Here is a 6113-nt window from a genome sequence, read left to right as displayed (position 1 = left end):
TTTAGAGCTATAAGTCAATCTGCTAGCCTCGCTTGAGCAAATTTAGAGCTGATAGCTGATAGCTGATAGCTCCTAACCACAGTTAGCGGTTAGCGGTCAGCGGTCAGCGGTCAGCAGTTAGCGGTTAGCCTGAGTTTAGAGCTATAAGTCAATCTGCTAGCCTCGCTTGAGCAAATTTAGAGCTGATAGCTGATAGCTGATAGCTGATAGCTGATAGCTGATAGCTGATAGCCGATAGCTGATAGCTGATAGCCGATAGCCGATAGCCGATAGCTCCTAACCACCGTTATCAGTCATTGAAGGATTGCGTGCCTGAACGATCGCTGCCTTATCTACCATCGTCATCATTGCAGGCATATCAGGACCCGCGCGATCGCTGATCCCTAGCTCCGCCACAATGTTAGGAAACGTTTTGCCTTGAGTCAGGCGAAACCCAATTTCTTCGACTTCTGCCCAGGTCAAATCGCTTTCCACATATGCCTTTGCCATCAAGTTGAGAATGCCTTCCCACTGATTGCCTTCGCCGATCGTCATCATGGTATGGGGTACTTTGTAGGTGCGATCGAAGCAGTGATACCAGCACTTCGGCTGAAACTGAAGCGCATCCGCAAAAAAGGCTTTGTGATCGTTCGTATCAACCGAATCATCGATTTCTGTCGAGAAAATAAACATGGGAGCCGCCGGGGTTGTTCGCGCTTGCTTGAGGAGTTTTGCGCCCAAGTCGAGAAACAACCGTAGTGCTGGCACCTGAAAATTTGTGTAGCCGATCGCCAGATCAGGGTTACCACCCCAGGAATAGTAGGAGTTTGACAGCTTAATGAACAGCTTATCGGTGATGCTGTTGCCGCTCAGGTAAGGAGCAAAGAGGAGGGCGCGATCGATCAAGTCTCGATGCTCTAGCGCTAACCAACCGCAAAGAGTGCCGCCACCTGATAGCCCACCAACCACAACCTGCTGCCCCAATGCCTGTGCCTGCCGAATCCAAGCCAACGCAAAGTCCTGATAGACTTTTGGGTCAGTGGGTAGCGGGGTAGGGCGATCGCGGTTCCAGTTCCCTGCCTGTCCGTGCCCCGGCAGCAGCGGTACCAGCACGTTATATCCCTTCTGATACAACGCTTTACTCAGGGGCAAAAACTGATTGGGATAGCCTGTAAACCCATGAAAAAATAAGCAAACCTTTTGAGTTGGCTGAGGGTGAAAGAAAAATTTCGAGCGACAGGACTCGTTGCGAACGGGCAGCGCATCTTCACGCGCCTTTGCTTCAGCCGCGATCGTGGTGGTTAAAGCGGAGTAGTTAGACATGGATAGATAAGAGCCAGGGAATAAGTTCCAGCAAGGGATAAATGGCTGCTTTATCTTAGTCCATGTTCTGTCTATTGATGCTCACCCAAGCAGGGTAAGAGATCTGACCCGGCAGCAGCGGCACCAAAACGTTAGAGCCTGCCTTGAAAAAGGTTGCTGCCATTGGCACGAACTGAGCTGGTTCGGCTGTAAACCCATGCAAGAAAAGACAGATCCGCTTGGTCGGCTTAGGTTGAAAGAAAAACCGGGAGCGACAGGACTCGTTCATCCCTGTGCTTAGAGTGCCCCAATTCACCAGCAAACTCAGCCCATAAACTCTGATGCCACAATCATGGAACCAATACCTGCATCGGTAAAGATTTCTAACAGCAGGGCATGAGGAATGCGTCCATCGATGATGTGGGCGGCGCGAACCCCTTGAGCGAGCGATCGGACACAGCAATTGACCTTCGGGATCATCCCACCAGAAACAATGCCATCATCAATCAGCGTTCGCGCCTCCTGGATGTCTATTTTTGGAATCAGTGTCGCCATATCTTTGTAATCGCGCAGAATGCCTGCTGTGTCGGTAAGCAGAATCATCTTCTCAGCACCCAAGGCAGCCGCAATTTCGCCTGCTACTGTGTCAGCGTTGATGTTGTATGTCTGTCCCGTTTCATCGGCTGCAACGCTAGAAACAACGGGAATGTGCCCCGCGGTAACCAACGTCTCCAGAATCCGGATATCGACGCTGGTCACTTCGCCCACAAAGCCAACGTCAACCGCATCAACCGGACGGGCTTTAATCAAATTGGCATCCATCCCGCAAAGCCCAACCGCCGAGCCGCCTGCTTGGTTAATCAGCGCGACTAACTCTTTGTTCACTCGACCAACCAGCACCATTTCTACGACATCCATCGTGGCGGCATCGGTCACTCGCAGTCCGTTCTTGAACTGTGGCTCAATGCCCAGCTTATCCAGCCATGTATTGATTTCGGGTCCGCCGCCATGCACGACGATCGGGCGTAGCCCCACACACGCCATGAAGACCACATCGCGAATCACCTTGTCTTTCAGGCTGCTGTCTTTCATCGCAGCGCCGCCGTACTTAACTACGACTGTCCGACCAGCAAATTGCTGAATGTAAGGCAGCGCCTCGCTCAGAACGCGGACTCTCGTCGCTTCCGCTTTGCGGATATATTCACTCTCGTTAGACATAGCAGCATCAAAACAGATCATATGCAGTGTAGAGGAGCTGACTGCGTTCGGCTATGTCAATTGCGACAATCTGGAAAATCGGATAGCGATCGCTACAATTAAAATACTCAACCTCCTTATCATCAGCCCTTATTCACTATGACCGCTAATGCGCCAGACCCAACAAAGCCATCGTCAGACTCTGCTCCAACCGCGATCGCTCAAACGACGCTTGGAACGCGAGTCCGAAATTTCATCATTGTACTGGTGGCGATCGTCCTCACTGCGTCTGTTTTCCTGGGGCTGAAGACCGAAACAGGGTCAGGGTTACTCTCAACAATGGCAGAAGATGCTGTGCCGCTGGAAGTGGCACTCAGCAACGGTAAGCCAACACTAATGGAGTTTTACGCCAACTGGTGTACAAGCTGTCAGACAATGGCACCGGATTTAGAAGCGTTGAAGCAGCAGTACGGCGATCGGGTAAATTTTGTCATGCTGAATGTGGACAACAGCAAATGGCTTCCTGAAGTATTGTCCTATCGGGTGGATGGCATTCCGCACTTTGTCTTTTTGGGTCAGGATGGGGATGCGATCGCGCAGTCGATCGGCGAACAACCCCATGCCATTATGGAAGCGAACCTCGTAGCACTTGCATCTGGTGGCACTCTTCCCTACGCGAAAACGACTGGACAAACCTCTGCCTTCTCTGCCCCTGTCACCCCAAAAGCCAGCGCTGACAGTGATCCTCGCAGCCACAGCAGCCAGATCGTCACAAACTAAGTTTGTCAGGGCGTTAGGTGTAACGCCCTTACGGATGGTGCCATTAACTAGGGGCTGTCATCAATTACAACTACACATGACTTGCAGCAAGGGTTCTAGCCCCTAGCCTGGTGTGTTGGGGCGGGCGCGATCAGGCTGATACCGCCAGGTTTTGGAGCTAATTGATGACGCGCCCTAGGCATTAAGCAGATGGTTTGGGCGCGTGTAGCCCGATACAATTGCCTTCCGTATCCAGGATAATGCCGATAAAACCAGGATCGCCGATCGCTGTTTTTGGCATGAGTGTTTTGCCACCGTTGGACTCAACTCGCTCTAACGATTGCTCCAACTGCTCAACCGTTTCTACGTTCAAGTAGATAAGAGTGCCTGTTGCGGCTGGCGTTAAGCGTTCACTTTTCACGATCGCGCCCCCAACGCCCTGGTCACTGCCAGGAAAAAAGGCTTGCGGCTCACCCATAAATTCACTTTTCTGGATTTCTGTGCCTAACACAGCGCCGTAAAAGTTAACTGCTCGATCAAAATCGATCGCTGGAATCTCAAACCAACTGATTGCGTTTTGCACAATATGCTCCTTGCAAAGCCTCTGGACGCTCTTAATTATCTGTCGCTGTTCACGTTTTGTCAGTCATGCAAAATACATTTGTACTATTTTTCTCATAAAACTGTTGTATCAAGACAAAACACGCTCAAAACGGAGCAGGAAAATAATGCCAGGTTCCAACCTGCACACAGACTATCCAGTATTCAACCAGTGCCGCACTAATTGAGCCAATTGCTCAGCACTATCGGGTACTGCTAAACAGCTTGCCTGCTGCGCCATTTTCTGTAGTCGTTCGGAAGGATGCGTGTGGCTGTGCTCATGACCCAGCAGATCCAAAACCTCAGCGGTTAGACCATCTGGTGTTAAATCATGCTGCTGGAACAGCTTGGCGGCTCCAACTTTTGTAAACACGGCTGCGTTACAGGTTTGATGATCTTCAGCCGCATAAGGATAGGGAATGAGGATCGAGGGCGTGTGGGTAATAGCGAGTTCTGTTAACGTGCCTGCACCCGATCGACTGATTGCCAGATCCGCTCGTTGCAGTAAGCCCGCCATATTGTTGTAGAAGGGCAACGCAAAGTATTGAGGATGCTGGAGGTGCGTCGCGTCTGGATCGTTTTCGCCTGTGAGATGCACCACCCAGAAACCAGCGTCAAACCAGGCAGGGGCACATTGCCGCACCAGCCGATTGATGCCCACTGCTCCCTGACTGCCGCCGATGACGACAATGAGCAAGGCATCATCAGGAAGGGCAAGGTCAGATATGTCGGTTGTTCCGCCAGCCTGAAACTGCGATCGCACGGGTGTACCGGTACAGATTACTTTTGTGTTGGGAAGATGGGTTGCTGCGGCTGCAAAGCCGATCGCGATCGCGCTACACCAGGGACCCAGAAACCGCGTTACTTTTCCCGGTAGTGCATTCGATTCATGCAGAATGACCGGTAGACCGAGCGATCGAGCAGCAAGAACCGCAGGCGCAGCAATGTAGCCACCCGTTGTGAACACGCCTTGAAACCCACCGATTTGCAGCAACCGCCGCACCTGCCAGATAGAGGCGATCAGCTTTGCAGCCACACGGATGCTATCTAAACCACGTTTTTGAAAGCCTTCAGCCGTTACGGTATGCAAAGGATAGCGCCCAGCCACTAACTGGCTTTCCAGGCGATCGGGTACACCCAGCCACTCAATCTGGTAGTCTGCAAGGCACTCTGCGACAGCGATTGCAGGGAAGACGTGTCCACCCGTGCCGCTGGCAGCAATCAGCAACCGTATTGGGGTCGTTGCTGCGGTTACAGCCTTAATGGTTGCTGGCAGAGTAGAATCAGGAGAATTGTTCACGACGATCTTAAAGACGCTGCATTCATAACTAACCTTAAGATGTTAAGTTGCAGATTGTACGCCAAACTTTGTCCGCGATCGACCCCATAGCGACCGAACTAATCCCCATGCCTAAGTCTTTGCACTCTTTAACCGCCACGCCTCCACCGATTTCGCGTCCAATCCAGGCAACGCAACGCTGGCAGGCTGCTTTGGTGGCAATGGGCATAGCGATCGCGTTTGGAGGATTTGCCAGTCGTGTCAACGCAGAACCACCTGAAACAGCTCCTGCACCACTAAAAGAGACATTAGCAGCGATCGACAAAGCTGCCAGTAGCCACAATGTTCAGAGTGTCCTGGCGTTTTATAGCCCGACCTTTACGCACTCGGATGGCTTAACCCGCCAGACGTTAGAGCAGGCGCTGACTCAACTTTGGAAACGCTACCCAAACTTGACCTATCGCACCGAACTCAAGTCCTGGAAAGCTGAAGGCAATGGCATTACAGCACAAACAGTGACGTATGTCACCGGAGCACAAAAAATGGGCGATCGGGAGCTGAAAATCGATTCTACTCTCCAGGCACAGCAACAGTTTGAAAACCAAAAAATCGTGCGACAAGAGATTCTCGCCGAACGTAGCCAAATCACCTCTGGCACCAACCCTCCCAACGTGAAGCTAAACCTACCAGAGCAAGTAAACGCTGGACAGGCATTTAGCTTTGATGCAGTTGTACAAGAACCTTTAGGAAATGACCTTCTACTAGGAACAGCGCTTGAAGAACCTGTCAAAGCCGATGGGTTCGTTAACCCCACAACCGTTGACTTAGAACTCCTATCTGCTGGCGGTCTTTTCAAAGTTGGTCGTGCACCACTCACGGCTGACAGTCGTTGGATCTCAGCCGTGTTAGTGCGGCAGGACGGTATGACGATGATCACGCAGCGCTTACGAGTCGTCAATCGTGTGAAGGCTCCTCAATAGTACTCAAGCACGATCGA

At 51.6% G+C, this 6113-nt stretch carries 6 protein-coding genes; 2 read left to right on the top strand and 4 right to left on the bottom strand.

What is annotated here, in order from left to right; translation table 11 throughout:
* Positions 1-276 precede the first annotated feature (276 nt).
* A complete protein-coding gene (locus AC5JO6_RS15980) occupies positions 277-1302 on the bottom strand; it encodes an alpha/beta hydrolase (RefSeq protein WP_496082056.1) in 1026 nt (341 codons plus the stop codon).
* A 303-nt stretch (positions 1303-1605) separates the two neighbouring features.
* The gene (argB, locus tag AC5JO6_RS15975; protein WP_496082055.1) at positions 1606-2499 is read right to left on the bottom strand and encodes an acetylglutamate kinase; all 894 of its coding nucleotides are present in this window, start codon (positions 2497-2499) and stop codon (positions 1606-1608) included.
* Positions 2500-2637: 138 nt separating this feature from the next.
* Between argB and AC5JO6_RS15970 the strand changes: the two genes are divergently transcribed.
* Positions 2638-3258: a thioredoxin family protein gene (locus tag AC5JO6_RS15970; RefSeq protein WP_496082054.1), complete on the top strand. Its 621-nt coding sequence runs from the start codon at positions 2638-2640 to the stop codon at positions 3256-3258.
* Positions 3259-3439: 181 nt separating this feature from the next.
* Here AC5JO6_RS15970 and AC5JO6_RS15965 read toward each other — a convergent pair whose 3' ends face one another.
* Both AC5JO6_RS15965 and murG read right to left on the bottom strand, forming a co-directional pair.
* Entirely contained in the window at positions 3440-3820 is a 381-nt protein-coding gene (locus AC5JO6_RS15965; protein ID WP_496082053.1) for a VOC family protein, read from the bottom strand.
* Positions 3821-3991: 171 nt separating this feature from the next.
* Positions 3992-5137, bottom strand: coding sequence for an undecaprenyldiphospho-muramoylpentapeptide beta-N-acetylglucosaminyltransferase (murG, locus tag AC5JO6_RS15960; protein ID WP_496082052.1), 1146 nt, complete (start codon positions 5135-5137; stop codon positions 3992-3994).
* Positions 5138-5244: 107 nt separating this feature from the next.
* Here murG and AC5JO6_RS15955 point away from each other — a divergent pair, with 107 nt between their 5' ends.
* Positions 5245-6096, top strand: a complete 852-nt coding sequence (locus tag AC5JO6_RS15955; RefSeq protein WP_496082051.1) for a DUF8623 domain-containing protein — start codon at positions 5245-5247, stop codon at positions 6094-6096.
* Positions 6097-6113: the final 17 nt, after the last annotated feature.

It is taken from the genome of Tildeniella sp. (assembly GCF_059505325.1).
Note: the sequence above shows the minus strand (reverse complement) of the source record. Positions and strands in the feature narration are given on the sequence as shown.

What these genes read in the sequence shown, in the direction of transcription:
- AC5JO6_RS15955 (WP_496082051.1), top strand. Translation starts at nt 5,245, where the DNA reads ATGCCTAAGTCTTTGCACTCTTTAACCGCCACGCCTCCACCGATTTCG.
- AC5JO6_RS15980 (WP_496082056.1), bottom strand. Translation starts at nt 1,302, where the DNA reads ATGTCTAACTACTCCGCTTTAACCACCACGATCGCGGCTGAAGCAAAG.
- AC5JO6_RS15970 (WP_496082054.1), top strand. Translation starts at nt 2,638, where the DNA reads ATGACCGCTAATGCGCCAGACCCAACAAAGCCATCGTCAGACTCTGCT.
- argB (WP_496082055.1), bottom strand. Translation starts at nt 2,499, where the DNA reads ATGTCTAACGAGAGTGAATATATCCGCAAAGCGGAAGCGACGAGAGTC.